We start from the raw sequence: 24,920 nt of genomic DNA on the forward strand, positions 1-24,920 counted from the left end.
AAGATAACTTTGTAGCCTATTGCTTTTTAGCTTTCTTGCTTCCAGCATACATTTCGTATTTCACTAAACGCGATTCTAACTTAGCATTAAACAATTTTATTTTTCTAGAAGGTCTTAAACCTATGTGTTTTAATGCTTCTAAATTTGAGGTAATAAACCACGCATGTGTTCCTGGATAACCATGTTTTAATGTAGCTCCAATATCTGCATAAAAGTTTTCCATATCAATATCTAATCGTTCTCCATAAGGCGGATTAAACACCATGTGCAAGTGCTCTTCACCTGCCTTTTGTGTTTTAAAGAAATCTTCATGACTTACTTTTATGAAATCTTCCAGATTAGCATTTTTTATATTATCGTTAGCTTTTCTAACTGCCGATGGTGATTTATCGTAACCTATCATTTTATGATGAAAATCTCGAGTTTTACTAAGTAAAGATTCTTCTATCTTTTCAAATAAATCGACATCCCAATCTTGCCAACGCTCAAAAGCAAATTCTTTACGCATTAAATTTGGTGGAATATTACAAGCAATCATAGCTGCTTCAATTAAAATGGTACCACTACCACACATTGGATCCATAAAATCGCTTTGTCCATCCCAACCTGATAACATAACCAAACCTGCTGCCAACACTTCATTAATTGGTGCTATATTCGTGGCTGCTTTATAACCGCGCCTATGTAATGATTCTCCTGAACTGTCTAACGATACTGTACATAACTGTCTGTCGATATGTACATTAATTTTTAAATCAGGAAAACGTAAATCTACATTAGGTCTCGTTCCTTTAGTATCTCTAAACTTATCAACTACGGCATCTTTAGTTTTTAAAGCTATGTACTTTGAATGTGTAAATACAGTGGAATGCACTGTAGCATCAACAGCCAACGAACCATTTTCGGATAGGTACTTTTCCCAAGACATTTTATACACTTGGTTGTATAAATCTTGCTCATTGGTAACCCTAAAAGTTTTTATAGGCTTTAAAATTTTTATAGCAGTTCGCAACGCCAAATTAGCCTTATACATAAAGCCTGTATCTCCCACAAAACTAACGTTACGAATACCTGTTTTTACATCTTGTGCTCCTAAATTCCTTAGTTCTTTTGCTAAAAGCTCCTCAAAACCAAATAAGGTTTTGGCTACCATTTTAAAATTATTCTCCATATACTAATTAAATCTAGAGTGCATTCATTTTGTATAAACTGAAATAACTCTTAGATTATCAAAAAAATTAATACTCAAATCTCGCTAAGCGAACAAATAGATTGCAAAAATACTTTATTTTTGTTGCGACACACATTAATGTATGACAAAAGAAACGAAAGATTGGTACTCTTCATGGTTTGACACACCATTCTATCATATTTTGTACAAACATAGAGACGATAAAGAAGCTCAGGCTTTTATGGATAACCTCACAAGTTATCTAAATATTCCTCAAGGGAGTTCTATTTTAGATCTCGCTTGTGGCAAAGGACGTCATGCTGTGTACTTAAATAGCATTGGATATGATGTTACAGGAATTGATCTCTCTGAAAAAAGTATAGCATTTGCTAAACAGTTTGAAAACGAGACCTTGCATTTTGAGGTACACGATATGCGAGAAGCTTATCCAAAACAATTTAATGCTGTATTTAACTTGTTTACAAGTTTTGGTTTTTTTGATGATGACAAGGATGACTTAAAAACTATTACCTCTATAAAAGCAAATTTAAAAGAACATGGCATTGGCGTTATTGATTTTTTAAATGCTGATTTTGTAATACATAATTTAGTAAAAGAAAATACTAAAACCATTAATGGTATCGACTTTCGTTTAAAACGTTATGTTGAAAATGGCTTTATTGTGAAGGACATTTCGTTTGAAGCAAATGAAAAACCTTATCATTATCAAGAACTTGTTAAAGTGTTGACACTTAAAGATTTTGAAAACATGTTTGCAAAAGCAAATATTCAATTATTAGATGTCTTTGGAGATTACAAACTCAATAAATTTAACAAGCATAATTCCGAACGTTTAATTATGATTTTCATGTAACATGAATAAGTATTTATTTCCCATATACGCTGTTATACTTGGTTTTATAATTGTGAAATTCACAAAAAACAAACCTATTAGAAACATTAAACTTTTGTTGGCTTTTAGTGGTGCGTTTTTAATGTCGCTTACATTCTTCGACTTGCTACCAGAAGTGTATGAACATCTAGATGCAAAACAAACAGGTTTATTTATAATGCTTGGTGTATTGCTTCAAGTTTTTTTAGAATTTTTCTCTAAAGGCGCCGAACATGGCCATATGCACATCCACAAAAACAGCCATACATTTCCTTGGCTATTGTTTATTAGTTTGTGTTTACATGCATTTTTAGAAGGATTTCCAATACACCAACATAACGATATGATATATGGCGTATTAATTCATAAAATACCTATTGCCATACTTATTACTAGTTATTTGTTTCAGTCTGATTTTAAAACAGGACAAATCATTCTGTTTTTAACCCTATTTGGGTTAATGACACCTCTAGGAACCGTTATTTCGAATAATGTTAGTATGTCTCACAACTTATTAGAACAAATAAACGCTATAGTCATTGGTATTTTTCTCCATATTTCAACTACAATTTTATTTGAAAGTAGCGAGGGTCATAAGTTTAACTTAAACAAAATTCTAGCAATTGTTGTTGCTGTGGTGTTAGCCTATTTTATTTAATCAAATGTTTAGCAAAGAAGATTCTAGAAAATTAAGACAAGCGTTTTGGACTAGTTTTGGAAAATCATTTCCAAAAAAGTGGATTCTTTACAACACTAAAATTAAAGGGCTTTCTTTTAAATTTTATTTTGATACAAAAAAAGCATTTGTTTGCCTAGACTTAGAAGACAATCTAGAAAACCGTATTAATTGCTGGGAAAAACTAGCGGCCTTAAAAAGTATTTTATTGGACGAATATCTTCCTGATGCCATCTTTGAAGAAGAATTTTATCTAGAAAATGGTAAAGAAATATCACGTATTTATGTGCCTTTAGAACAAAGAGTGTCAATCCATAATAAAAACACCTGGAGAGATACTATGGAGTTCTTCAATCAAAAAATGCTCCTTTTCGAAGCATTTTTTGAGGAATATAAAGAGGTAATTAAAGGCTAATCTTTTAAAATAATTTTATCTAGTTTTTCTTCAACTACTTCACCATCCTTAAGCGATACGTAATAGCAATTGTATTGCTCTCCCATGGAGACTACTTTAAAAGGTTTTCCGTTTTTAAAGATAATTCCTGATCGATTATCCATAGCATACCCATCTTTAAACACCCCTTTTTTAATATTTTCATGATATACAGGTCGTCTAAATTCTTCGCCATCGTAATGTGGACTATGACTATAAGGCAAAAACCCTAAACCTTCTACAACACTTAATTCTATGGGTCTGGAATCGGTAGTACCATTATCAAACCAGCATAGCGACCCTGCACTTCCACCTGCTAACACAATGCCTTTTTCTAAAGCTTTCTTAAGCACTTTATCAATGCCTTGCGCTTTCCAAATAGCGATCATATTCAATGTATTACCACCACCCACTACAATAGCATCCATACCTAACAAAAATTCTTCAAAGGTGTATTTTTGTCTGTAAGAACTTATCCAAACACGTTGCACATAAGGCTCTACTTCAAGGTCGTTAACTAATTCGTACCATCTAATGATGCCACTTTCTCTATCTCCAGAGGCTGTTGGCAAATAACATATTTTTGGTTTTTCTTTTCCTGTTAACTTTATAATTTCTTTAATAAATGCTTTGCTTGGTCCACTGCCATAAGGGAAGATGTATTGATCTTGGCTAAAGGCAAATCCTGTCATAAAAAAAGAGACAAGACAAAAAATAATAGTTTTTTTCATTGGTTGGTTGTTTTTTGATGTATTACCAAATGTAATTTTTTATGTATTTAAAATCAATTAATTACCCTATAAATAGCTGTAATTTATTAACAACTATAAAATTATGATACCAAAAAAATCACTAACTTTCTAAACTTTTTAATCAATCTTAAATACAAATAAAAAAATTATCAATCAATGAAACCCTTCAAGCAACTATTACTGTTAATCGTTTTTGTATCCTTAACTTACTCTTGTAAACCCAAAGAAACAGCTGAAAGTGAAGCTCCTAGTTCAGCTGTTGTATATAGCAACTCCTATTTAGCACCTGACTTTGAAAATAATGACCGTATAGAAAAGATAAAAGAACTAGCTCCAGAGTTAGAGCAAATTATGGATGCTCATGCCAAAGACAGGCATATTCCTGGAATTGCTTATGGTATTGTGGTCGATAATCAACTGGTTATTGCTTCAGCTAACGGTGTTTTGGATATAGCTACTGAAAATCCATCAACAACAACATCAGCTTTTCGAATTGCTTCTATGACCAAGAGTTTTACTGCCATGGCAATTGTTAAATTACGAGACGAAGGTAAACTTGCTTTAAATGATCCTGTTAGCAAATACATTCCTGAAATGGCTAATCTGGAATATCTTACAAAAGACAGCCCAATTATCGATATTGAAAACCTGTTAACCATGACCGCTGGATTCCCTGAAGATAATCCTTGGGGAGATCGCCAATTGGATGAGTCTAACGAGATGCTTATTGATATGATAAACGAAGGTTTAACGTTCTCAAACGCTCCTTCATATGAGTATGAATACAGTAATACAGGCTATGCTATGCTTGGTCATATCGTGTCTAAAGTGTCAGGACAACCCTATCAAGAATATATTAAGACAAACATACTTCAACCATTAGGCATGAATAACACCTATTGGGAATGGAATAATGTTGCAAAAGAACAACTTGCCATTGGTTACCGTTGGGAAGACGAGCAATGGAAACTAGAACCTATGTTGCATGATGGCTCGTTTGGTGCTATGGGTGGACTTATCACCACGATAGAAGATTTTAGCAAATATGTGAGTTTTCATCTTTCAGCGTGGCCTCCAAGAAGTAATGATGATAATGGACCAATTAAAAGAAGCTCCTTACGTGAAATGCAAACACCACAATTTCCAAGATTATCAGCTAGAGCTAAAGATTATAATGGAGACCCTTGTGCAAGAATGACTGGCTATGGATATGGTTTAGGAATTAACACCTATTGTAATGGTATAAAACGTATATCGCATGGTGGCGCATTACCAGGATTTGGAAGCAACTATTATTTCTATCCAGAATATGGTATTGGCATCATGGCATTTGGCAATTTAACATACACAGGTCCTTTACCAGCAGATAAAATAGAACAATTACTATTTGATAAAGCCAAATTACAACCTCGCAAACTTCCAGTATCGAATATCCTTGCAAAACGCACGGAACAAGTATTAGAATTTATTAAAACTTGGGATGAGCAGCTAGAGAAAGAGATTATTGCCGAAAATGTGTATTTAGACACCTCAAAAGAAAGACGAATGAAAGAAGCCAAAGACATTTTTGAAAAAGCTGGTGCCATTAAAGAAGTTGGTGAAATTACGCCATTAAACCAATTACGAGGGTATCTGAGAATGAATGCTGAAAACGGAACCATTCAAGTATATTTTTCTTTAACACCTGAAAAAAGTGCAAAAGTACAAACGTTAGGTATGTTTTTTAGAGCTAATTGATGTTTAATTTTGTAAGAAAAAACAACTATATTCGTTTGCTAGTTACTGAACCAGCTTCAATAGTGGCTGATATAAAACACTTATACAGAATTCATTTCTGTATTGAAACTTTGCATATCATCGTATTAGCGCAGATTACGAAACAACTAAAATATGAGATACAGAAATAGGATAAAAGTTGCTCCAGGCTTAAACATTAATCTTTCAAAATCTGGAATTAGTACAACTATTGGACCGAGAGGAGCAAATGTAAATATTGGAAAAAGTGGAGCTTATTTAAACACTGGAATTCCCGGAACAGGCTTGTATAATAGAACAAAAATCTCTAGTTCAGAAAGAAATTCAATTAAGAATAATACTGTATCAAATAATAAAACACAAGTTGGAGTTAGTTTAGACTTAAATGAAAGATATGAGCCTGATATAGAAATATATGATAACAATGGAAAAAATATCACATCACAGACTTTAATTAATAAACTTAAAAGAACTACTGAATACAAAGAAAATCTTAAGAAAATTTATGAAAGATATTATAATTTAATCATTGAAGAAACATTAGAATTTACAGACCTATACAAGCATATTCTTAAACCAATTACCAAACAAGAAGTTCAAGAAAAAATTAACAAACTAAAACCTAAAAAATATTCAAAGAAAAAATTTGAAGTCTTAAAACCTACTAAGTCATCCATAGAAAGAGAGCTTTTAAAAGAAGCGAAAATCAAATTTAATTCAATCTTGTTTTGGAAAAACAAGAAAAATAGAAGTCAATATGTTCAAGAGAATATAGAGCAAAAGTTAAATAGCTCAATTGAAAATTGGGAGAAACAAAAAGCTGACTTTGAAAAATCAGAAAAAACTAAAGAAAAAGATATAAACAAAAATTATCTAAAAACTTTTGAACAAGAAAAAGAAAACTTAATTGATAATTTAAATGCTACAGAAAGTTTTGTTCTTAAAAATTTTGAAACAATTCTAAACGAAATTGATTTAAAACCAGAGTTTTTTATCGATTTTGAATACGACCAAAAAAACAAAACTTTTTTGATTGATTTAGATTTACCAGAAATAGAACATTTACCAAAAGAAACCGCTTCAATTTTAAAATCAGGAAAATTATCAGTTAAAAATAAAAGCGATAAACAATTAAGAGAAGAATATTCAAAATGTGTAACTGGTCTTGGTTTTTTAGTTGCTGGAATATCATTTATGACTTCAGCAGGAATAGAAAACATAGAAATATCAGCTTACACTCAAAGGGTTGACAAAAAAGATGGACAAACAAAAGATGACTACATCTATTCTATTCAATTTGACAGAGAAAAATTTTCAGATTTAAATTACAGCAAAATTGATCCAGTTGTCGCTTTTGAAAATTTCAATCACAGAATGGAATTATCAAAGTCGTTCATTTTTAAAACAATAGAAGTAAAAAAATAGCGTAAGTAAATTAACAATAGCTATAAGTAATTGCTTGTTCTCGCCTACTTCTGAAAATCCTCGCGGTTTTCTATTCAGTTTATAATTCCTAAACCACAAACCAAAACACCATACAATAGTGGCTAATAGCACCAGCTAGTACAAACACATGCCAAATTACGTGGTTATAAGGTATTTTGTTAATAGCATAAAACACAATACCTACCGTGTAAAACAAACCACCAGCAAATAAGAGTAGTAATCCGTTGGTATGCATTCTGTCAGCAAGTGTGGTAAAATCAAATACAATTAACCAACCCATTACTAGATATAGTAATGTTGAAAACACTTCAAAACGTCCTGTAAAAAAGAATTTTAGAAATACGCCAAAGGTTGCTATTCCCCAAACGGTATAAAACAGAGGCCAACCTTTACTATCTGATAACGTTAACAATAACACAGGTGTGTAGGTTCCTGCAATTAATAGGTAAATGCTTATATGGTCTATAATTCTAAAATAATGCTTACGCTTTTCTGTTTTGGTTGCATGGTATAAGGCAGAGGCACTAAACAAGATAATTATAGAAATACCATACACCAATACACTAAATAAGCTCCAAGGTGTACTTTCTTGTTTTAGAATTAGCAATACCAAACCAGCTATTCCCAATATTGCGCCAACAGCATGCGACCATGTATTAAGCTGTTCTTCTAGCCTAGTTTGTGCTTTCAAGTGTGTTTGGTGTTTTGGTAGTTTTAGGCTTATCGTTTAACCATTTGTCGCTAAGCTCGAAAAAATCAAGTTCTAGAGCATCTTTTTGGCGTTTTAAGCGTCCAGATTGAAAGTTACGCTGTAAGATATCTTCAATTAAATAATCTTCCTTAACATGCATTGGGTCGAACTCTTTTTTTAAAGATAAGTCGAATAAACTTGCTGTATTATTAAACCAAAAGGCTCGCCAACCACTTCGCAACTCTTTAATGAGTTCAAAGGTGGTTTGCCCAGTTTGTCTATGTATAAGCTTAATAAGTATTTGTCCTTCGGTACGTGTTAGTTTTTTTAACTCATCCGAAAACTCGCCTTCAATATAACGTTGAATCACTTTAGCATACTGCTTTCTGTCGCGTTTCTTTTTAAGTCTGTTTAATCTTGCGTTAAGCGTATCTAATCTTACAGCTGCTAAATGTGCATAAGGATATACTTTTACCGTTTTTCGTTTTAAAATTAAGTAACGTCGTTTATCTTCTCTACTATTAAACTCCAAAGTGTGCAACAACATCACCTCATCTAAATCTATAGAGGTTCTCGGTATAGAATCGCCTTTAATAATTAAATATTTTGTTTGGGTGGTGTCCGTTTCAGTTTCTTGAACCTGACCAAAACAAAGTAGTGGCAACCAAAGTAATATGCTGAAAATCTTTTTCATAATTGGGTTAAATTCAAAATAAAACATTCGAACAAAACTTAACACTGTAAAGTTAATATTTTACATACTTTTAAACCTTAAATTCTTATTAATATTATTATTTTAGAGCAAAATATTTTAGAATGGCAAAAAAGAAGATACTCAACAAAAAGTCGATGGACTTTCTAGAGAAATATTTAAATAATGCAGCACCTACTGGTTACGAATGGGATGGTCAAAACATATGGATGGACTATCTAAAACCCTATGTAGATGAGTTTATTACAGACACTTACGGAACAGCTGTTGGAGTTATTAATCCTAAAGCAGAATACAAAGTAGTTATTGAAGGTCATGCCGATGAAATTTCATGGTATGTGAATTACATTGCAGACAACGGATTAATTTACGTGATTAGAAATGGCGGAAGCGACCATCAAATTGCACCAAGTAAAATTGTGAATATACACACAAAAAAAGGCATTGTAAAAGGCGTTTTTGGTTGGCCTGCAATTCATACACGTAGTAAAGCTAAAGAAGAACCTCCAAAACCAGATAATATTACCATTGATATTGGTGCAAAAGACAAAGATGAAGTTGAAAAAATGGGTGTGCACGTTGGATGCGTTATTACCTATCCAGATGAATTCCATATACTCAACAAAGACAAGTTTGTATGTCGTGCTTTAGACAACAGAATGGGTGGTTTTATGATTGCAGAAGTTGCACGATTATTGCATGAAAACAAAAAGAAACTACCTTTTGGCTTATACATCACCAATTCGGTTCAGGAAGAAATTGGCTTACGTGGTGCCGAAATGATTACGCATACCATTAAACCTAATGTAGCTATCGTAACTGACGTTACTCACGATACTACTACGCCAATGATAGAAAGAAAAAAAGAAGGACACTTAGAAATTGGAAAAGGCCCTGTTGTTGCCTATGCTCCAGCTGTACAGCAAAAGCTGCGTGATTTAATTATTGATACTGCTGAGGAAAAGAATATTCCTTTTCAACGTTCGGCATTGTCTAGAGCTACAGGAACTGATACTGATGCCTTTGCGTATAGTAATGGTGGTGTTGCTTCGGCGCTAATTTCGTTACCATTACGTTACATGCATACAACTGTAGAAATGGTACATAAAGATGATGTTGAAAACGTCATTAGAATGATTTACGAAACGGTTCTTAAAATTAAAGCTGGAGATACCTTTAGTTATTTTGAATAAATATATTGCGTCATTGCGAGTTACGAAGCAATCTGTAAAATTAAATTTACCAAATTAACAGATTACTTCACTACGTTCGTAATGACGTATTTCTTTTATAAGATTTACTTAGCTTTAAGTGAATTAAAAAAAATTGCAATAGATTCTTCATTTCATTCAGAATGACACGTTTTTTATACGCTTTTGTTTAACCATATTTGTCATTCCGACAGAGCAAAACGACGAGGAATCTCTTTTTTTAGATTATAAAATTTCTCACTTGCTACCCAAGATACTTTCAATCAAAACCGCATTTTGATTTCAGTAGTGTTCAAAATGACATTCTTTTTAATTCTTAGGAGTTACTTTTAATAACCTAGACGCTTCAATAATCTCCTCTTTATTCATCTTCATTTTTCTAAACTCACCTTTGCTATACATGTCTGCTTGGTCATCATAATGTTTGCTAAACGGATTTCCTGATTGCCCTGTAGGCAAAATGCTAATACTGTTCTCTACATCTGAAAAATCTATAATACGTCTGGTAGAAGGTCCTACTTTTACATCGTATAAGCCACTATCATTATAATCGAATGCTTTATTATCAATCACTTCTTCAGTCCCTCCAACTTTAAAAGGACCAACATTAAAATAGGGTCTTAAAGTTTCAACAGCAGCTAAGGCATGACCATGTTCTAGAGTATGCACATTTTCCCATTTCCATTTAGAAATATCGACACCTAATTGTTTTTCTAAATTATTAACAGCATCTTTAAACGATTGTGTAAGAATATCTGCTTTTGATTCCTTAGTATCAGTCGTAATGTCTTCCCACCATACCGAATCATCATTACTTATTTGCTTAACAATAGTGCGTTTTAATAAATGTGTTTTTAGTAATTGCTCAAACAACACGTCTCCTAGCTCATCTCTAAAGGTGTTTTCAAAATATTTATAGATAAAACGTTGATAGATGGTAGAACCAATACTTGCTTTGGTATAATCACCTTCCCATGATTTTAAAACTTCAAACGCTTCTTTTTGATTATCAGAAAATGAGCTTATATTCATTACATCTATGCTTTCTTTAACAATAGTAGGTGCAATAGGTGACGTAACATCTAAAATCATTTGAGAAATACTTTCTATATTCCAGTCGTTTTTAGGCTCCAATAATTCTACAATGCGTTTTGCTCTATCTTCTGGTAAATAATACCCTGGATACAACATTCCAGCAATAGAATCTGGTTGATTGTTTGCCGAATACACATAATTCCATTCCGGATTTTCAGCCATTGGATTATTTGAAAAATCTAAATACTCCACAATATCATCTTCACCACTAGCACCATCCAACACAAATTTTGGATTCACATGATCTTTATGTGTATATAATTGTCCTGCTGCCCACCAAGCCACATTGCCTTTGGCATCACCATACATAACATTTAAACCTGGAGCATGAATTAAGGATACCGCTTCCCTAACATCATCCATAGATTTTGCGTGAGACATACCATAAACGGCATCAAGTATTTTTATGTCATGTTGTGTATATATCCAAGACATAGCAACTGGATTATCGTGTAAAATTTCATCTTGTACATGCGTCATGATTGGGCCATGTCTAGATGTTAACACATCTAACACCACATCTTCTTCATCTTTTACTTTTATCGTTTTTGTTTGCTTTCTATAAGATTTATAGCCATTAGGTGTTTTGTATTGATTTTTATCTGTTGGATGATTTGTTTCCAAGTAAAAATCAATATCATCATTTTCAAACATTGTTAAACCATAAGCATAATTCCTATTGTGACCTAAAATAGGGAATGCCACCCCTGCTAAATGGTAACCATACATCTCATAATTTGGTGTAACTATATGTGCTTCGTACCATACTGAAGGTTGAGAATAGGCGATATGAGGGTCGTTAGCAAAAATTACATTTCCCGTGCTTGTTTTTTTAGGAGATACTACCCAACTATTACTGCCAACAAACTGAGATATTGGCAAGTTTTGAGTGACTTGAGCTATTTGAGATGATAGCTCCTGAAACACCTCTATATTTGGTTTGCTATTTTTAATAAACGTACTATTCGGATTCGACAAAACATCTAAATCCTTTAAATAATCTGCTCCAAGTTTTTCTTGTATCGCAGTAAGCATTGGGTCGGTTTTTTGAGCCATAGCAAAACTAAAAGCCATATAACCAAAGGTGTTATACATATCTTTTAATTGGTAAGGCTGTTTTTCTACACCAACTAAAGTGAATTCAATTGGAGTAGCACCTTCTTCAATAAATTGATTCACACCATGTATATAAGCCATAGCCAGCTTATAAGCATTGCTGTTTTTATCTATTTTGGCAATAGCTTTTTTTGTAGCCTCTTCAATACCAAGCGTTGCAAAAAATGTATCTGTTGGCACTAATTCTTTTCCAAGAATTTCTGATAATCTACCAGGAGCTATGCGCTTAATAAGTTCCATTTGCCACAATCTATCTTGTGCATGCATATAACCCAAAGTGGTAAAAGCATCTTCTTCGTTTTGCGCATAAATATGAGGAATGCCATAATCATCAAAATAAGTGGATACTTCTGCTTTTAAGCCTTGAAGCTCAAGACTCCCAGAGTATTGAGGCTTTAATGAATTAACATAAATATATCCTGATATAGCTACAAGTATTAACAGTATTAAAATACCTAATAAGATTTTTTTTAAAATACGCATGAAATGAAGTTTGTTTCTCAAAAATAGTATTTACTAAAGTAAATTTAATTATTCAAACCACATATTTTTTATTTAAACTTATCTTTGATAAAATTTTAAAATATTGGATGAGTATATTGATATATGGACAGAAAACGGTAATCCTACAGGCAAAAACTGTTTAAAAAACGAAGCACATGCTAAAGGCTTGTTTCATCCAACGATTCATATTTGGTTTTACACAAGTAATGGTGATATCTTATTACAGCAGCGTGGAGCTCACAAAGAAACATTTCCAGGTTTCTGGGATGTTTCAGTTGCAGGTCATGTATTATCTGGAGAATCTATTTTAAACGCAGCCATTCGTGAAGTACAAGAAGAAATAGGTTTGTCTATTTCAGAAACTGAACTACTACAAATAGACATTAGAAAAAATATTAATGTTCATCCTAATGGCATAAATGATTGCGAATTTCAGCATGTGTTTTTAAGTGAATTAAAAACTAACATCGAAAATTTAACAATTCAAAAGGAAGAGGTCGATGACATTACATTACTCTCTTTAAATAAATTAAACTTTTACGCTCAAAACCATAACGAAACTTTTAAATTAGTACCAGCCGATTATACTTATTATCACTTTATTATAAATCAAGTTAGCAAAATGCTTTAATTTTTTTAATTTCCCTGCATGAATCTTTTAATTGCCACTGCTACTCCTGTTCTTATTGTTATTATATACATCTATATAAAGGATAAATATGAAAAAGAGTCAAAACGCGTTCTATTAGTTAGCTTCTTATTAGGAGCTATTTTAAGTATTGTAATTACCACACTGCTATATTTATTTTTCGATTTATTTTTACCCTTACCAGACAATTATAGTATTTGGCAGCAATTTGTTAAAGCGTTCTTTGTAGTAGCGTTAATTGAAGAATTTAGTAAATACATCATGGTGCGTTATTATGCACAACCTAGAAAAGATTTTAACGAGCCTTTTGATGGAATTATTTATGCTGTAATGGTATCTATGGGTTTTGCAGCTGTTGAAAATCTTTTTTACGTCCTTGAAGGCGGATTAGAGGTTGCTGCAATAAGAGCCATTACCGCAATTCCTGCACATGCCACTTTTGCCATTATAATGGGTTATTACATGGGGAAAGCAAAATTTTCTAATAATCGTATGAAATGGAATTTAATTGGCTTAGCCTTGGCAGTACTATTTCATGGTGCATACGATTTCTTTTTGTTTATTGGCTTTATTCCTGGTATATCTATTGGTGCGTTTATATCACTTATTATTGGAATTATTTTGTCCAAACGTGCCATAAAAGCACACCAAGAAATTTCTTATTTCAAAAAAATTAAGAAATAAAACGGAATATGATACGACTCATATTCTTAAAAAAAAGTTACTATTAATTTTGTAGTTTTAAAAGCAATTAAACTCAATCAAAATATGAGTAAAACATACACACTAGAAGTTAATTCTAATATAGAATTAAAACTAAACTCCTTAGATATTGCAAACACCGATATCATTAAAATCTCTAACACTAAATATCATGTTATAGATAAAAACAAATCAATAATAGCAGACATTACTAAAGCTGACTTTAATTCAAAATCTTATGAAGTAAAAGTTAACAATAATACCTATAATATCAATATAAACAATGAGTTACATCAGTTAATAAAAGACATGGGGTTTACTATTGGTAAGTCTAAACTAATAAATGAAATTAAAGCACCAATGCCAGGGTTAATCTTGGATATAAATATTAAAGTTGGTCAAGACATAAAAGAAAATGACACATTATTAGTGCTTGAAGCTATGAAAATGGAAAATATTATTACCTCTCCAAGAGATGGAATAATAAAAACCATTTCTGCAGTTAAAGGAAATGCCGTTGAGAAAAATGAATTGCTAATTGAATTCGAATAATTATGAAGAAGATACTAGTTGCAAATAGAGGAGAAATTGCTATTCGTGTGATGCGAACAGCAAAAATAATGGGCATACAAACGGTTGCTGTATTCTCTGAAGCAGATAGAAATGCACCACATGTACGTTATGCAGATGAAGCTGTCTATATAGGAAAAGCACCTTCAAATCAATCGTATTTATTAGGTAAAAAAATAATAGAGGTTGCAAAAAAATTAGATGTAGATGGCATTCATCCTGGTTATGGATTTTTGAGTGAAAATGCACATTTCGCTGAATTATGCGAAAACAATAACATCACGTTTATTGGCCCAAAATCCAAAGCCATTAAAATTATGGGAAGTAAACTTGCTGCCAAAGAAGCAGTAAAGGCTTATAACATTCCCATGGTTCCAGGTATAGACGAAGCCATTACTGATATTAAAAAGGCTAAAGATATTGCCAAAGAAATTGGGTTTCCTATTTTAATTAAAGCTTCTGCAGGTGGTGGTGGAAAAGGCATGCGTGTTGTTGAAAAAGAAAGTGATTTAGAATCACAAATGAATCGCGCTATTAGTGAAGCCACTTCTGCTTTTGGTGATGGCTCAGTATTTATTGAGAAATACGTCACTTCTCCTCGTCATATTGAAATTCAAGTCATGGCAGACAGTCATGGCAATGTACTACACTTTTTTGAACGCGAATGTAGCATTCAACGAAGACACCAAAAAGTGGTAGAAGAGGCACCTTCGTCCGTTTTAACACCAGATTTACGAGCAAAAATGGGAGACGCTGCCATTAATGTAGCACGCTCCTGTGATTATTTAGGAGCAGGTACCGTAGAGTTCTTGCTAGATGCCGACCACAATTTCTATTTCCTCGAAATGAACACACGTTTACAGGTAGAACATCCTGTTTCTGAATTAATTTCTGGTGTAGATCTAGTGGAATTACAAATTAAAGTCGCTCGTGGTGAAGCGCTAAATATTAAACAGGAAGATTTAAAAATAAACGGTCACGCATTAGAGCTTCGTGTATATGCCGAAGACCCTTTAAACGACTTTTTACCTAGTGTAGGGAATCTTAGCACCTATAAATTACCTGTTGGAAAAGATATTCGTGTTGACAACGGATTTGAAGAAGGTATGGATGTACCAATCTATTACGATCCGATGCTTTCAAAGTTAATCACGTATGGAAAAACGCGTAATGAAGCCATTCAGCTAATGCTGAAAGCTATAGAGAATTACCATATTGAAGGTGTACAAACCACTTTGCCTTTTGGGACTTTTGTTTGTAAACACGACGCCTTTATTTCTGGAAATTTTGATACGCACTTTGTAAAAAAATATTACTCACCAGAACTACTAAAAGAACAACATAAAGAAGAAGCAAAAATAGCAGCGATTATCGCTTTAAAACAATACTTGGAAGATCAACAGTTATTACGTCTTCCTAATTAACTTTAGCGCAACTATCATTCCGTACTGTCCCACTGAACATAGTCGAAGTGTGGTACGGAATCCAAATGAAAAATAAATAGATTCTGCATTGTAGTACAGAATAACAAAAAAAAAATCATGGACTCAAAAATAAAAACACTTAACGATAAACTTCAACAAGCCTATTTAGGTGGTGGCGAAGCACGTATTAAAAAGCAACATGCTAAAAAGAAACTAACAGCACGCGAACGTGTAGAATATCTACTAGACGAAGGGTCTTTTGAAGAAATTGGTGCCTTAGTAACGCATCGCACCAAAGATTTTGGCATGGAAAACCAGCAGTTTTATGGTGATGGTGTTATTACAGGTTACGGAACAGTTAACGGACGATTAGTGTATGTTTTTGCTCAAGACTTTACTGTTTTTGGTGGTTCTTTATCTGAAACACACGCCGAAAAGATTTGTAAAATCATGGACATAGCAGTGAACGTTGGCGCACCATTAATTGGTTTAAATGACTCAGGTGGCGCAAGAATTCAGGAAGGGGTTCGCTCGTTAGGAGGTTATGCCGATATTTTTTACAGAAATGTTCAAGCGTCAGGTGTTATTCCGCAGATTTCAGCTATTATGGGACCATGTGCTGGAGGTGCTGTTTATTCACCAGCTATGACCGATTTCACCATCATGGTACAAGACACAAGTTACATGTTTGTTACTGGACCAAATGTGGTAAAAACGGTTACTAACGAAGAAGTAACCTCAGAAGAGCTTGGTGGTGCTTCAACGCATTCAGTAAAATCTGGAGTGGCACATAAAACCTCAGCAAATGATGTAGAGTGCTTAGAAGATATTAAACAACTGCTTAGTTATTTGCCACAAAGTAATAAAGAAAAGCCTACTCATCTACCTTTTGATTTAAAAGACGAAATTAGAAAAAGCCTCTCAACTATTGTTCCTGATAGTCCAAATAAACCTTACGATATGCATGAGGTTATTAAAGGTATTATTGATGATGATTCTTTTTATGAAATACATAAAGACCATGCAGAAAATATTATTGTTGGATTTGCACGCTTAGGCGGAAAGAGCATTGGCATTATCGCCAATCAACCAATGTTTTTAGCTGGTGTCTTAGATGTTGACAGTTCAAAAAAAGCAGCACGTTTTGTTCGCTTTTGCGATTGCTTTAATATTCCTATGTTAGTTCTCGAAGACGTTCCTGGTTTTTTACCGGGAACAGACCAAGAATGGAATGGTATTATTGTACATGGTGCTAAGTTATTATATGCTTTTAGTGAAGCCACAGTACCAAGAGTAACTGTTATTACTAGGAAAGCATATGGAGGTGCTTATGACGTTATGAACTCAAAACATATAGGCGCAGATATGAATTTTGCTTGGCCGAATGCCGAAATTGCAGTCATGGGAGCAAAAGGCGCTGCGGAAATCATCTTTAAAAAAGACATTAATACTGCAAAAGATAAAGAAGCTAAATGGAAAGAAAAAGAAGCTGAATATGCCGAACTATTTGCTAATCCTTATAGTGCTGCTGAACGTGGTTTTATTGATGAAGTTATTTTACCAAAAGATACACGTCGAAAATTACTGAAAGCTTTCTCCATGTTAGAAAACAAACAGGTTGATAGACCAAAAAGAAAGCACGGTAATATTCCTCTATAAAAAATTAAAAGCCACTTAAAAGTGGCTTTTTTTCTATTTAGGAAATAAACTCTTATCTAATCCAGGAACAATGCGCAAGGCATTTTTATAATACACTTTTTTAAGCACCTCATCATCTAGATCCAAACCATACATTGCCCAAAAAGCATGATATTTTTTGTGGTATGGAAAGTATTCATCTGCACTTTCTAAGACTCTAAAATAGGTTGGAAATTCTTCTGGCTTCCAACTATCCTTTCCAAATAATACTCTGTCTTGATATTTAGTTATAAAGGCTTTGGCAAAACGAGGCTGTCTTCCTAATTCGGCAATAATAGCACCAATACCAACATTCATATTTGGCATTTCATCTAGTAGTTTTCCTAATCTACCTAAATCGTTAGCTAACCAACTCATATGTGCACTAATAAAGGTAGTGTTTGGATGCTTTTTAAACACGTTATACTGCTCATTCATAATTTGTTGAAAAGGTGCAGGATCTGTATCTGTACGTTTACGTCTTGGATGTGTTTTTAATTCTAACCAACGTTCGTTATCGCCATCAAATTCATCCCAAAAAGATGCAGGATCTGCCGAGTGTATTAACACAGGTATTCCTAGCTCACCACATTTAGCCCAAATTGGGTCTAACCGCTTATCATTAATCGCTAATCTATTTCCTTGCGCATCTTTATTACGTAATCCTAAACTTTTATACACTTTTAAGCCTCTAGCACCATTTTTCACATCTTGTTCTAACTGAACTACCATTTTTTCAGTCCAGCCTTCACTTCCAGCACCTTCAAAATTGATGTTAGCAAACACTACAAATCGATTTGGAAAATTATCGGCTATATTTTTAACAGATTTTACTAAATCATCGCCAGTTCTGCCGCTTAAATTTACCATAATTCCCATATTCAACTTATCCATATCAGCTACGACAGGTGTTAAATCTTGAGTTGGCATCCTGTATTGATGTCCATGCACATCAATAAAAGGGAATTTAGCTTTAAAAATACTATCTCCAGGAACTACTAGTGTGGATTTTGGATTGTATTCTTCAAAAGACATTTCCTGAGCTATAACAAGTATTGGCAGCAAGAACATTAAAGTTGAGATAATTGAACGAAACTTCATATCTATAATTTTGTTTTAGGCACTAAAGTTAATAATATACCACAATAGAATAGTAAATTTAGCAAGCATTTAACAAGGTTATTTAAATGATATGAACGATAATATATTGACTATAGAAGAAATCATATACTCAATTCCAATAGCTATTACTATAAACCCAATAATTCTGGAGAGTGCATTAATACCTGATGCGCCTAATACTCCGACTATAAAATGTCCGCTTTTAAGTATTATATAAATACTAAATGCTGCCAAAATCATGGCACAGACTATAATTATAACATCAAAAGTTAGGTTATATTCCTGATTATAACCAATAAGCATTGATATGGTTCCAGGACCTGCCAACATTGGTATAGCTAATGGTGTTAGTGAAATGGAGTCTCGCGTTTGAATATCTTGTTGCACGCGTTTACGTTTCATGCCTTTGTGCTCTCTAAATTTACCTGTAAGCAGGGCAAATCCAGAAGATGTAATAATAAGTCCTCCTGCAATCTTTAATGCATTTAAACTAATCCCAAAAAAAGACAAAATATACTTACCTGCAAAAAAGGAAAGTAACAAGATTATCAACACATCTACAGCTGTCCAAAACGCTGTTATTGAGCGTTCTTTTTTAGAGTTATCTTGTGTTAATCCCACAAAAACAGGCACGGTTCCTAAGGGATTCATTATGGAGAACAGTGCTCCAAAAGTAATTAAAAGTAATTCCATTGTTTTTTCTACAAAAACACTGCTTTTAATTAGCTTTTACATTACAAGAAAATTAAACTAAAATTATTAAAATGTAAAGTACTTTTTTATAGTTCCTCTATCATTACATTGTAGTCGTATTGCAAATCTTCATGCACTTTAGCAATGGCTTTTTGGGCTAATTCTAATTGCTTGTTATACATGTTTGTCAATACGGTATTTTGCTTATATGAAGGCTGCATCTTTCCTAACCTCTTACAGAAATATATAAGTAATTCGGCTTCGGTTTCTTTCTTTTTAGAATAACGAATAAAACGCTTTACTTGCCTTAGTATTTTTCTAACCGCTTTTTTAATATAATAGTAATTGGTAGCACTTATTTCTGAAAAAGTCGCATCTATATATGCCTTTACACTTTCGATATAGGCCGTTTCATTTTCCGACTCAAATACCAAATAGGTTAAGAGTTCTTTGGTTTCTAGTTTAAAACGAGCCATTGCTAAGCAATAGTCAATTAACTGCTCTTGCGACCTATATTTTAGCTCTTTTTTAAGCTCGGTAATTGTGGCTGGTTTCATATTAAGCAAAAGGCTTTAAATTAGGTTCTAAAAATGAGGATTTAGCAATATTTGAATTAAAGATATCAATACTATAATGTTGAGCTAATAGTTCTTTAAAATTTGTTTTTAACCTTGGAAATTCTGTTATAAAATCCTTGAAATTATTAGATTTAGATTTCGAAATAAAATGACTTACGGCTTTAACTGCAGCTATAGTTACCGTTTTGTTATACTTATCTTTTACACCCAGTGAAGCTACATAACTTAATAACTGACTATCTATAGTAATTAAAGCTTTATTTAGACCATATTTTGTTACATGAATCCATGCTAAACGTATGTGAGCCTCATGGTTAAATAACGATGCATCTAGAGTACAATTTGAGAATTGTGCTTCAAATTCGTTATCTACTAACTCTAAGTGATTTTGCATAATTAAAACTATTTAGAATCTAATAAACGCCTGTGATAATTAATTTGTCCTAAATGATATGCTAAATGCGATGTTAAATGCACCAAGAAATAACCTGTTGTCATGTGATCTTCAAAAACTCTTCGTCTGTATTCTTTTTGTAAATCTTGAGGTGTTAATTTCTTTAAAGTGTTTTCTACAATATCCATAGTCTCATCAACCTGACGTAATAACTCTTCTCTGGGTACATCTTTTAAAGAAAATTCTAAATCTCTTTGCCTAATATAACCTGTACCTCCCAATTCTGCACCAATAAAATGATTTAAGTTTCCTACTAAATGTAAACACAAGTTTCCGGGACAATTGGATACAGCTTTATCGATAATCCATAAGTTTGATTCATCTTTATAAGCTGCTATTTCTTCTTTTAATTTATTTAGATCCCTTTCAAATATTTTGATTACAATATCTATTAGCATAACTACTATTTTCTTTAAAACAAATTTAGCAATATATAGAATAACAGACTATACTTTAAAGAATAAACCCAGAATTTAAAAAATTCTGGGTTTAGAGGCTATTTTAATAATACATTTAGCTAATGATTCCTTAATTATACTTGTTAATATATTTAGACAAATCTAATCCCATTCGCCTCAAAGGTTCTTAAAATATCACCTATTGGATTTGCAATGGTATATTTAGTGTCATTAGCTGTTTCTCCACCACTCATAATCATACCAACGACCTCCTTATCTTCGTTAACAACTATTGAACCAGAATCTCCTGGCAATCCAAAATTATCATATGGGTTAACCGTTTGAATTCTAAGTTGATTATAATACGTATAAGTTCCAAAATTTGGATAGTTTACATTACAAGTAAATGTATCGCTTACCACCTTTCCTGTAGTAAACTGAGTTCTTCTACCAAACTTTGCGACATCATCGCCGGGAAATGTTACATCATGACCAGTTGTTTGTCCTATTTGTAAAATAGTTTTTGGCAGTATATTTCTATGGCTAACAGTTGCTAAAGCAGCATCAATATTATTAGGCTGTCCTAAGAAGCCCATTAAAAACTCTCCTGCATCTGTTTCTGGCCAATGTCCTCCCATTGGTAATGCTGGTTGACTTAAATGTGTTCCTGGTATCGTATGTGGTCCAGACATAAATACATGTGCACTACTCAACATTACCTTTGCTCCAAAATTGGTTTCAAGTACAATACCTAGAGTACCATATAAATCTAGATCGAAAGGCCCTACAGATATACCTCCAAGTATTGGATTCACTATGGAATCATTTATAACACTTTTTGTTTCGCTTGGCTCTGTTTTCGTTGCAGTTGAAAAAGGCACTAATGTTGTTTCCCACACATCAGTTTTAATACCCTGAACGGTTTTAGGGATACGTTGTTTTGGTAGTACGTTTTGTTTCTTTTCAACAAATACAATAATGGCCAACTCATCTGTTTTTATACCGTTCTTAATCTTATAATCTATATCTACAGCAACAACACCTTCTCTTTGTAACAACGCATCTTCAACTTTACTTTTTATTCGTTGAATATGTTTCCTGCGTTCAAATTCTCTTGAGTCCTTGCTTTCTCTAATATTGAATATCTTCTTTTGTTCTTGAACTTTTTCCCAAAATTGAGCTCCTATAGTTAATATATCTCCTTTGTGAGCTTCATAATATTTAATAAATTCTTTTACTTCAAATTCTAATAAATTATCTGTACTATAGCCTGTACACTTACCATTTACAAAAAAGATTTTAGCGTTGCGAACACCAGTTTTAGAGAAATTGAATGAGATATGGAATTTTTTAAATTCTCCATTTCCTTTATCAGTAGGAGCTACTGTAAAATGTGTGTTGAATTTATCTGTTTCCTTTGGAGACCTGTAATAAGAATATGAATTGCTATAAATACTATTACTAGTTTTATAAATACCATTAAACTCATCAACATCAATAATTTTTATTTGTTCATTTAAATCTTTACATTTCATAATTATTTGATTTTATAAACTTTATTAACTTTTGTAATTAAAAAGAAGTGCTTATCTCATCTAATGGATTCAATAAGCACTTCTTTTTACTTATTCAATACTAAACAAGTGATGTTGCTAAGGGATCAAAACATAGTTTGGCTCCTTTACGCTCTGGTGACGTAGCGTCTCCCATCCAATCATCCACAGATTTCTTATCTAAATTTGCTAACTTATCAGCATAAGCTCTAATTAAATCTGGAAGAATAACATATTCCGTTCTATTCACTTCATATTCTTGAAGGTTTATTTCAGACTTTCCTTTCTCATATTTCATGTGTAAGGTCGTATAGTAAATAAATATACGAGGTTGAAGTGGGTTTGTCATATCAATAGTAGACTGTGAAAATATATTCTTCCAATCCTCTTTTGATTCTTTCCCAAATACAGATTTAGCCATATTAGCAATACTTTCCTTCATGGCATTTTCGTCTGATTTACTAATCCCATCATAAAGGCTTACAATTTGGTCAATAAGTACATTATAGTTTTTAGACTCATATTTACTTTTAGTCTTCTCATTTTTGTAGAGTGCAAAAAATGGTGTATTATCAACTTCCTTGATATAGTCTTGAAAATAAACAGCTAATTGCTCGGAAGATAAACTTGTTGGATGAAAATTTGCACGATTCTGTACGTGACCTAATAGACTTGCTACAGCAGTTGGCAAATTTTGTGGTTCGCTATACACTTTTGATCCTTCTGAATCTGGATCACTTGTGTCATTTCCTAACATATTGCCACGTGCAACAGCTTGTTTTTTTCCCTCAGGTGCGTCATGAAATCGAAAATCTGGAGATACGTGAATCCATGATTCAATTAATTGAGTAATGTTTGTTGTTTTCATAATACTTGTGTTTAATAGTTAATAAAAATTGATTTATAATTAAAGTTTCTGTGATACTAATTAATTCCTTTGTGCCTTACTCACTTGAAAACACAATTTCGCATTTACTCTTTCAGGTGAAGATGATTCTAAAATCCATTGATCTACGGGTGTCCTTGGCAAAACTGATAACTTATTAGCATAAGCCCTTATAAAATCAGGAAGTACAGCATATTCTTGTTTATTAACTTGGTATTCCTGAAGTCTTATTTCAGATTTTCCTTTAACATACTTCATATGTAATGTTGTATAGTATATTAAGATTCGGGGAAGCAAAGGGTTTGCCATATCTATTGTCGTCAATAAGAAAGCCGTTTTTTGATCATGAAGAGGATCTCTACCAAATACAGATTTTGCCATATCTGCAATACTTTTTCTCATCGCATTTTCATCTGATTTGCTTAACACACCATCATATAGACTAATTATCTGATCTATTAATACATTATAGTTTTTAGATTCGAATTTATTTACTCTTGATTCTTCCTTTTCCAAAGCAAAGAATGGAGTTAAATTGATTTGTTTTAAATAATTTATAAAATCGCTCACCAATCGCTCACCCGATTGACTTTGGGGGTGAAAATTTGCTCGATTTTCTACATGATTTAGTATACTCGCTATGGCAGTAGGTAAATTTTGTGGTTCAGAATACACCTTAGCCCCTCTAGAATCTGGATTACTTGTATCAGTCCCTAACATATTAGCACGTGCTATAACCTGAAAAATGTTATTTGGTAATTCGCTAACTCGAAAACTAGGAGAGATATGAATCCAAGCTTCTACTAGTTGAGTAATATTTAGATTTCGCATATCTATATTTGATTAATTAAATGGTTTACTTAAATAATGTTTGGATTATTCAATTGCCTCTACTTGAAAACATAATTGGTAACTTTTCTTTTCGGGTGATGTCGATTCTTTAATCCATTCATCTACATTTTTTTTATCTATCGCAGCAAGTTCCTTAGCATTTGCTTTTATGACATCTGGAAGTATTGGAAACACATTTTTAACTATGACATAACTTTGCTTATTAATTTCATCCTTTCCATCTTTATGTTTCATATAAAAACTAGCATCATAAATCAATAAATATGGAGCTGATGAGTTGTTCATGTTTAAAGTGAACATTGAAAAAACATAAGTACTTGTAGCTATACCACCTGAACTAAATACAGATTTACCCATATTTGCGAGCGATGTTTTAAGTAGATTTAAATCTGAAGTAGATAGTTCATCAAAAATGCTTACAACCTGATCGAGTAAAACATTATAATTTTTTGATGAAAAGGACTTATTATATTTTTTTGTTTGTATTGGTGCAAAAACAGGAAATTGAGCTATTTGTTGTAATAATAAACTATAGGATGCTGCTAATTGAGTAGGGTTCTGCGTTGTTGGATGATAATTTGCGCTATTTTGAACATGATTAAGAATACTAGCCAATGCTGTAGGTAAATTTTGCGATTCTGAATATATCTGCTCTCCATCAGATTTTGGGTCGCTAGTATCAGTCCCTAACATATTGGCACGAACAATAGCCGGTACTGCATCATCAGCATCAATAACGCCATTGACTTGAGGTGTCATATGAATGGCTCTTTGAATTAATTGTTTGATGGTCATAATATTTGGATTGTTTATGACCCAAATATGTTTCTTAATCAAGAAAAAAAGAAAAGAGATGAGTGAACAATCTAATTTATTGAGTAAATGATGCTTATTGATTAGTGATGTAG

At 32.7% G+C, this 24,920-nt stretch carries 25 protein-coding genes; 11 read left to right on the forward strand and 14 right to left on the reverse strand.

All coding sequences use genetic code 11. The annotated features are described in order from the left end of the window. Positions 1-16: 16 nt before the first annotated feature. On the reverse strand, positions 17-1,171 hold the full coding sequence (locus tag E5167_RS12190) for a THUMP domain-containing class I SAM-dependent RNA methyltransferase (RefSeq protein WP_136844425.1): 1,155 nt from the start codon (positions 1,169-1,171) through the stop codon (positions 17-19). Between the two features lie 142 nt (positions 1,172-1,313). Between E5167_RS12190 and E5167_RS12195 the strand changes: the two genes are divergently transcribed. Genes E5167_RS12195 through E5167_RS12205 form a run of 3 tightly spaced genes read left to right on the forward strand, consistent with a single transcriptional unit; the run spans position 1,314 to position 3,154 of the window. After that, complete coding sequence (locus E5167_RS12195; RefSeq protein WP_136844426.1) at positions 1,314-2,045, forward strand: SAM-dependent methyltransferase; 732 nt, start codon at positions 1,314-1,316, stop codon at positions 2,043-2,045. 1 nt (position 2,046) lies between these two features. After that, positions 2,047-2,721, forward strand: coding sequence for a ZIP family metal transporter (locus E5167_RS12200; protein WP_136844427.1), 675 nt, complete (start codon positions 2,047-2,049; stop codon positions 2,719-2,721). Positions 2,722-2,725: 4 nt separating this feature from the next. Then, entirely contained in the window at positions 2,726-3,154 is a 429-nt protein-coding gene (locus tag E5167_RS12205; RefSeq protein ID WP_136844428.1) for a DUF4268 domain-containing protein, read from the forward strand. On the opposite strand, the gene E5167_RS12210 is transcribed toward E5167_RS12205, so the two are convergent. Continuing rightward, entirely contained in the window at positions 3,151-3,903 is a 753-nt protein-coding gene (locus tag E5167_RS12210; protein ID WP_239021998.1) for a Type 1 glutamine amidotransferase-like domain-containing protein, read from the reverse strand. The genes E5167_RS12205 and E5167_RS12210 overlap by 4 nt on opposite strands. A gap of 177 nt (positions 3,904-4,080) precedes the next feature. On the opposite strand from E5167_RS12210, the gene E5167_RS12215 reads away from it, so the two are divergent. Together E5167_RS12215 and E5167_RS12220 are read left to right on the forward strand one after the other, a co-directional pair. Beyond that, positions 4,081-5,661: a serine hydrolase domain-containing protein gene (locus tag E5167_RS12215; protein WP_136844429.1), complete on the forward strand. Its 1,581-nt coding sequence runs from the start codon at positions 4,081-4,083 to the stop codon at positions 5,659-5,661. Positions 5,662-5,814: 153 nt separating this feature from the next. After that, complete coding sequence (locus E5167_RS12220; RefSeq protein ID WP_136844430.1) at positions 5,815-7,104, forward strand: DUF4236 domain-containing protein; 1,290 nt, start codon at positions 5,815-5,817, stop codon at positions 7,102-7,104. An 88-nt stretch (positions 7,105-7,192) separates the two neighbouring features. On the opposite strand, the gene trhA is transcribed toward E5167_RS12220, so the two are convergent. Both trhA and E5167_RS12230 read right to left on the reverse strand, forming a co-directional pair. Then, the gene (gene trhA / locus E5167_RS12225; protein ID WP_136844431.1) at positions 7,193-7,816 is read right to left on the reverse strand and encodes a PAQR family membrane homeostasis protein TrhA; all 624 of its coding nucleotides are present in this window, start codon (positions 7,814-7,816) and stop codon (positions 7,193-7,195) included. Further along, positions 7,800-8,510, reverse strand: a complete 711-nt coding sequence (locus E5167_RS12230; RefSeq protein WP_136844432.1) for a DUF4294 domain-containing protein — start codon at positions 8,508-8,510, stop codon at positions 7,800-7,802. Before E5167_RS12230 ends, trhA begins: the two co-directional genes overlap by 17 nt. Positions 8,511-8,632: 122 nt before the next feature. Between E5167_RS12230 and E5167_RS12235 the strand changes: the two genes are divergently transcribed. Beyond that, entirely contained in the window at positions 8,633-9,721 is a 1,089-nt protein-coding gene (locus tag E5167_RS12235) for a M42 family metallopeptidase (protein WP_136844433.1), read from the forward strand. Between the two features lie 327 nt (positions 9,722-10,048). Here E5167_RS12235 and E5167_RS12240 read toward each other — a convergent pair whose 3' ends face one another. Then, positions 10,049-12,433 carry a penicillin acylase family protein gene (locus E5167_RS12240; protein ID WP_136844434.1) on the reverse strand — a complete coding sequence of 795 codons (2,385 nt, stop codon included), beginning with the start codon at positions 12,431-12,433 and terminating at the stop codon, positions 10,049-10,051. Positions 12,434-12,536: 103 nt separating this feature from the next. On the opposite strand from E5167_RS12240, the gene E5167_RS12245 reads away from it, so the two are divergent. From E5167_RS12245 to E5167_RS12265, 5 genes are all read left to right on the forward strand, one after another. After that, positions 12,537-13,085, forward strand: coding sequence for an NUDIX hydrolase (locus tag E5167_RS12245; RefSeq protein WP_169301423.1), 549 nt, complete (start codon positions 12,537-12,539; stop codon positions 13,083-13,085). An 18-nt stretch (positions 13,086-13,103) separates the two neighbouring features. Beyond that, the gene (locus E5167_RS12250) at positions 13,104-13,787 is read left to right on the forward strand and encodes a PrsW family intramembrane metalloprotease (RefSeq protein WP_136844436.1); all 684 of its coding nucleotides are present in this window, start codon (positions 13,104-13,106) and stop codon (positions 13,785-13,787) included. 84 nt (positions 13,788-13,871) lie between these two features. After that, positions 13,872-14,357, forward strand: coding sequence for an acetyl-CoA carboxylase biotin carboxyl carrier protein subunit (locus E5167_RS12255; protein ID WP_136844437.1), 486 nt, complete (start codon positions 13,872-13,874; stop codon positions 14,355-14,357). Positions 14,358-14,359: 2 nt separating this feature from the next. Beyond that, positions 14,360-15,799, forward strand: coding sequence for an acetyl-CoA carboxylase biotin carboxylase subunit (locus E5167_RS12260; protein ID WP_136844438.1), 1,440 nt, complete (start codon positions 14,360-14,362; stop codon positions 15,797-15,799). Between the two features lie 117 nt (positions 15,800-15,916). After that, the gene (locus E5167_RS12265) at positions 15,917-17,458 is read left to right on the forward strand and encodes an acyl-CoA carboxylase subunit beta (protein WP_136844439.1); all 1,542 of its coding nucleotides are present in this window, start codon (positions 15,917-15,919) and stop codon (positions 17,456-17,458) included. Between the two features lie 33 nt (positions 17,459-17,491). Here the strand turns inward: E5167_RS12265 and E5167_RS12270 are convergent, their stop codons facing one another. The 9 genes from E5167_RS12270 to E5167_RS12310 form a co-directional block, all read right to left on the reverse strand. Next, the gene (locus tag E5167_RS12270) at positions 17,492-18,577 is read right to left on the reverse strand and encodes an amidohydrolase family protein (RefSeq protein ID WP_136844440.1); all 1,086 of its coding nucleotides are present in this window, start codon (positions 18,575-18,577) and stop codon (positions 17,492-17,494) included. 78 nt (positions 18,578-18,655) lie between these two features. Beyond that, the gene (locus E5167_RS12275; RefSeq protein WP_136844441.1) at positions 18,656-19,291 is read right to left on the reverse strand and encodes a MarC family protein; all 636 of its coding nucleotides are present in this window, start codon (positions 19,289-19,291) and stop codon (positions 18,656-18,658) included. 86 nt (positions 19,292-19,377) lie between these two features. After that, positions 19,378-19,848, reverse strand: coding sequence for a hypothetical protein (locus E5167_RS12280; protein WP_136844442.1), 471 nt, complete (start codon positions 19,846-19,848; stop codon positions 19,378-19,380). Between the two features lies 1 nt (position 19,849). After that, positions 19,850-20,263 (reverse strand): hypothetical protein, encoded by a 414-nt coding sequence (locus E5167_RS12285; protein WP_136844443.1) that lies wholly within the window; start codon positions 20,261-20,263, stop codon positions 19,850-19,852. 8 nt (positions 20,264-20,271) lie between these two features. Next, on the reverse strand, positions 20,272-20,721 hold the full coding sequence (locus E5167_RS12290; protein WP_136844444.1) for a DinB family protein: 450 nt from the start codon (positions 20,719-20,721) through the stop codon (positions 20,272-20,274). Positions 20,722-20,873: 152 nt separating this feature from the next. Next, positions 20,874-22,256, reverse strand: a complete 1,383-nt coding sequence (locus tag E5167_RS12295; protein WP_136844445.1) for a chymotrypsin family serine protease — start codon at positions 22,254-22,256, stop codon at positions 20,874-20,876. A gap of 100 nt (positions 22,257-22,356) precedes the next feature. Beyond that, positions 22,357-23,142, reverse strand: a complete 786-nt coding sequence (locus E5167_RS12300; RefSeq protein WP_211242151.1) for a hypothetical protein — start codon at positions 23,140-23,142, stop codon at positions 22,357-22,359. Positions 23,143-23,202: 60 nt separating this feature from the next. Next, positions 23,203-23,991 (reverse strand): hypothetical protein, encoded by a 789-nt coding sequence (locus E5167_RS12305; RefSeq protein WP_136844446.1) that lies wholly within the window; start codon positions 23,989-23,991, stop codon positions 23,203-23,205. Between the two features lie 45 nt (positions 23,992-24,036). After that, complete coding sequence (locus E5167_RS12310) at positions 24,037-24,807, reverse strand: hypothetical protein (RefSeq protein ID WP_136844447.1); 771 nt, start codon at positions 24,805-24,807, stop codon at positions 24,037-24,039. Between the last annotated feature and the right edge of the window lie 113 nt (positions 24,808-24,920).

Origin of the sequence: Pontimicrobium aquaticum (assembly GCF_005047595.1) — a bacterium.
Taxonomy (GTDB): domain Bacteria; phylum Bacteroidota; class Bacteroidia; order Flavobacteriales; family Flavobacteriaceae; genus Pontimicrobium; species Pontimicrobium aquaticum.

Bases quoted from the DNA above. Each gene is read 5' to 3' on its own strand.
- E5167_RS12290 (WP_136844444.1), bottom strand. From the start codon at position 20,721: ATGCTAATAGATATTGTAATCAAAATATTTGAAAGGGATCTAAATAAA.
- E5167_RS12230 (WP_136844432.1), bottom strand. From the start codon at position 8,510: ATGAAAAAGATTTTCAGCATATTACTTTGGTTGCCACTACTTTGTTTT.
- E5167_RS12240 (WP_136844434.1), bottom strand. From the start codon at position 12,433: ATGCGTATTTTAAAAAAAATCTTATTAGGTATTTTAATACTGTTAATA.
- E5167_RS12210 (WP_239021998.1), bottom strand. From the start codon at position 3,903: ATGAAAAAAACTATTATTTTTTGTCTTGTCTCTTTTTTTATGACAGGA.
- E5167_RS12260 (WP_136844438.1), top strand. From the start codon at position 14,360: ATGAAGAAGATACTAGTTGCAAATAGAGGAGAAATTGCTATTCGTGTG.
- E5167_RS12310 (WP_136844447.1), bottom strand. From the start codon at position 24,807: ATGACCATCAAACAATTAATTCAAAGAGCCATTCATATGACACCTCAA.
- E5167_RS12190 (WP_136844425.1), bottom strand. From the start codon at position 1,171: ATGGAGAATAATTTTAAAATGGTAGCCAAAACCTTATTTGGTTTTGAG.
- E5167_RS12275 (WP_136844441.1), bottom strand. From the start codon at position 19,291: ATGGAATTACTTTTAATTACTTTTGGAGCACTGTTCTCCATAATGAAT.
- E5167_RS12215 (WP_136844429.1), top strand. From the start codon at position 4,081: ATGAAACCCTTCAAGCAACTATTACTGTTAATCGTTTTTGTATCCTTA.
- E5167_RS12280 (WP_136844442.1), bottom strand. From the start codon at position 19,848: ATGAAACCAGCCACAATTACCGAGCTTAAAAAAGAGCTAAAATATAGG.
- E5167_RS12265 (WP_136844439.1), top strand. From the start codon at position 15,917: ATGGACTCAAAAATAAAAACACTTAACGATAAACTTCAACAAGCCTAT.
- E5167_RS12220 (WP_136844430.1), top strand. From the start codon at position 5,815: ATGAGATACAGAAATAGGATAAAAGTTGCTCCAGGCTTAAACATTAAT.
- E5167_RS12255 (WP_136844437.1), top strand. From the start codon at position 13,872: ATGAGTAAAACATACACACTAGAAGTTAATTCTAATATAGAATTAAAA.
- E5167_RS12235 (WP_136844433.1), top strand. From the start codon at position 8,633: ATGGCAAAAAAGAAGATACTCAACAAAAAGTCGATGGACTTTCTAGAG.
- E5167_RS12305 (WP_136844446.1), bottom strand. From the start codon at position 23,991: ATGCGAAATCTAAATATTACTCAACTAGTAGAAGCTTGGATTCATATC.
- E5167_RS12285 (WP_136844443.1), bottom strand. From the start codon at position 20,263: ATGCAAAATCACTTAGAGTTAGTAGATAACGAATTTGAAGCACAATTC.
- E5167_RS12295 (WP_136844445.1), bottom strand. From the start codon at position 22,256: ATGAAATGTAAAGATTTAAATGAACAAATAAAAATTATTGATGTTGAT.
- E5167_RS12250 (WP_136844436.1), top strand. From the start codon at position 13,104: ATGAATCTTTTAATTGCCACTGCTACTCCTGTTCTTATTGTTATTATA.
- E5167_RS12205 (WP_136844428.1), top strand. From the start codon at position 2,726: ATGTTTAGCAAAGAAGATTCTAGAAAATTAAGACAAGCGTTTTGGACT.
- E5167_RS12270 (WP_136844440.1), bottom strand. From the start codon at position 18,577: ATGAAGTTTCGTTCAATTATCTCAACTTTAATGTTCTTGCTGCCAATA.
- E5167_RS12195 (WP_136844426.1), top strand. From the start codon at position 1,314: ATGACAAAAGAAACGAAAGATTGGTACTCTTCATGGTTTGACACACCA.
- E5167_RS12300 (WP_211242151.1), bottom strand. From the start codon at position 23,142: ATGAAAACAACAAACATTACTCAATTAATTGAATCATGGATTCACGTA.
- E5167_RS12200 (WP_136844427.1), top strand. From the start codon at position 2,047: ATGAATAAGTATTTATTTCCCATATACGCTGTTATACTTGGTTTTATA.